The sequence below is a fragment of the Bacillus sp. TL12 genome, assembly GCF_022625245.1.
In the GTDB taxonomy this organism is placed as follows: Bacteria; Bacillota; Bacilli; order Bacillales; family Bacillaceae_G; genus Bacillus_A.
Genome location: NZ_JAJJBY010000115.1, coordinates 1 through 2,926, shown reverse-complemented (window position 1 = coordinate 2,926; position 2,926 = coordinate 1). Strand labels below are relative to the sequence as shown.

Here is a 2,926-nt window from a genome sequence, read left to right as displayed (position 1 = left end):
ATGCCTTGACACTAGGAGTCGATGAAGGACGGGACTAACGCCGATATGCTTCGGGGAGCTGTAAGTAAGCTTTGATCCGAAGATTTCCGAATGGGGAAACCCACCATACGTAATGGTATGGTATCTTTACCTGAATACATAGGGTATTGAAGACAGACCCAGGGAACTGAAACATCTAAGTACCTGGAGGAAGAGAAAGCAAATGCGATTTCCTGAGTAGCGGCGAGCGAAACGGAATCTAGCCCAAACCAAGAGGCTTGCCTCTTGGGGTTGTAGGACATTCTATACGGAGTTACAAAGGAACGAGGTAGACGAAGCAGTCTGGAAAGGCTCGTCACAGAGGGTAACAACCCCGTAGTCGAAACTTCGTTCTCTCTTGAATGTATCCTGAGTACGGCGGAACACGTGAAATTCCGTCGGAATCCGGGAGGACCATCTCCCAAGGCTAAATACTCCCTAGTGATCGATAGTGAACCAGTACCGTGAGGGAAAGGTGAAAAGCACCCCGGAAGGGGAGTGAAAGAGATCCTGAAACCGTGTGCCTACAAATAGTCAGAGCCCGTTAACGGGTGATGGCGTGCCTTTTGTAGAATGAACCGGCGAGTTACGATCCCGTGCGAGGTTAAGCTGAAGAGGCGGAGCCGTAGCGAAAGCGAGTCTGAATAGGGCGTTTAGTACGTGGTCGTAGACCCGAAACCAGGTGATCTACCCATGTCCAGGGTGAAGTTCAGGTAACACTGAATGGAGGCCCGAACCCACGCACGTTGAAAAGTGCGGGGATGAGGTGTGGGTAGCGGAGAAATTCCAATCGAACCTGGAGATAGCTGGTTCTCCCCGAAATAGCTTTAGGGCTAGCCTCAAGTGTTAGAGTCTTGGAGGTAGAGCACTGATTGAACTAGGGGTCCTCATCGGATTACCGAATTCAGTCAAACTCCGAATGCCAATGACTTATCCTTGGGAGTCAGACTGCGAGTGATAAGATCCGTAGTCAAAAGGGAAACAGCCCAGACCGCCAGCTAAGGTCCCAAAGTGTGTATTAAGTGGAAAAGGATGTGGAGTTGCTTAGACAACTAGGATGTTGGCTTAGAAGCAGCCACCATTTAAAGAGTGCGTAATAGCTCACTAGTCGAGTGACTCTGCGCCGAAAATGTACCGGGGCTAAATACACCACCGAAGCTGCGGATTGATACCTATGGTATCAGTGGTAGGGGAGCGTTCTAAGGACAGTGAAGTCAGACCGGAAGGACTGGTGGAGTGCTTAGAAGTGAGAATGCCGGTATGAGTAGCGAAAGACGGGTGAGAATCCCGTCCACCGAATGCCTAAGGTTTCCTGAGGAAGGCTCGTCCGCTCAGGGTTAGTCAGGACCTAAGCCGAGGCCGACAGGCGTAGGCGATGGACAACAGGTTGATATTCCTGTACCACCTCTTTATCGTTTGAGCAATGGAGGGACGCAGAAGGATAGAAGAAGCGTGCGATTGGTTGTGCACGTCCAAGCAGTTAGGCTGATAAGTAGGCAAATCCGCTTATCGTGAAGGCTGAGCTGTGATGGGGAAGCTCCTTATGGAGCGAAGTCTTTGATTCCCCGCTGCCAAGAAAAGCTTCTAGCGAGATAAAAGGTGCCTGTACCGCAAACCGACACAGGTAGGCGAGGAGAGAATCCTAAGGTGTGCGAGAGAACTCTGGTTAAGGAACTCGGCAAAATGACCCCGTAACTTCGGGAGAAGGGGTGCTTTCTTAACGGAAAGCCGCAGTGAATAGGCCCAAGCGACTGTTTAGCAAAAACACAGGTCTCTGCGAAGCCGTAAGGCGAAGTATAGGGGCTGACACCTGCCCGGTGCTGGAAGGTTAAGGAGAGGGGTTAGCGCAAGCGAAGCTCTGAACTGAAGCCCCAGTAAACGGCGGCCGTAACTATAACGGTCCTAAGGTAGCGAAATTCCTTGTCGGGTAAGTTCCGACCCGCACGAAAGGTGTAACGATTTGGGCACTGTCTCAACCAGAGACTCGGTGAAATTATAGTACCTGTGAAGATGCAGGTTACCCGCGACAGGACGGAAAGACCCCGTGGAGCTTTACTGTAGCCTGATATTGAATTTTGGTACAGTTTGTACAGGATAGGCGGGAGCCTTTGAAGCCGGAGCGCTAGCTTCGGTGGAGGCGCTGGTGGGATACCGCCCTGACTGTATTGAAATTCTAACCTACGGGTCTTATCGACCCGGGAGACAGTGTCAGGTGGGCAGTTTGACTGGGGCGGTCGCCTCCTAAAGTGTAACGGAGGCGCCCAAAGGTTCCCTCAGAATGGTTGGAAATCATTCGTAGAGTGCAAAGGCATAAGGGAGCTTGACTGCGAGACCTACAAGTCGAGCAGGGACGAAAGTCGGGCTTAGTGATCCGGTGGTTCCGCATGGAAGGGCCATCGCTCAACGGATAAAAGCTACCCCGGGGATAACAGGCTTATCTCCCCCAAGAGTCCACATCGACGGGGAGGTTTGGCACCTCGATGTCGGCTCATCGCATCCTGGGGCTGTAGTCGGTCCCAAGGGTTGGGCTGTTCGCCCATTAAAGCGGTACGCGAGCTGGGTTCAGAACGTCGTGAGACAGTTCGGTCCCTATCCGTCGTGGGCGTAGGAAATTTGAGAGGAGCTGTCCTTAGTACGAGAGGACCGGGATGGACGCACCGCTGGTGTACCAGTTGTTCTGCCAAGGGCATAGCTGGGTAGCTATGTGCGGAAGGGATAAGTGCTGAAAGCATCTAAGCATGAAGCCCCCCTCAAGATGAGATTTCCCATAGCGTAAGCTAGTAAGATCCCTGAAAGATGATCAGGTTGATAGGTTCGAGGTGGAAGCATGGTGACATGTGGAGCTGACGAATACTAATAGATCGAGGACTTAACCATATAATATGAAGCAAATGTTATCTAGTTTTGA

The 2,926-nt window shown here is 51.6% G+C and carries 1 rRNA gene; it reads left to right on the top strand.

The features are described from left to right. Window positions 1-2,895, top strand: a 23S ribosomal RNA gene (locus LOK41_RS27720); the annotation flags it as partial. Between the last annotated feature and the right edge of the window lie 31 nt (window positions 2,896-2,926).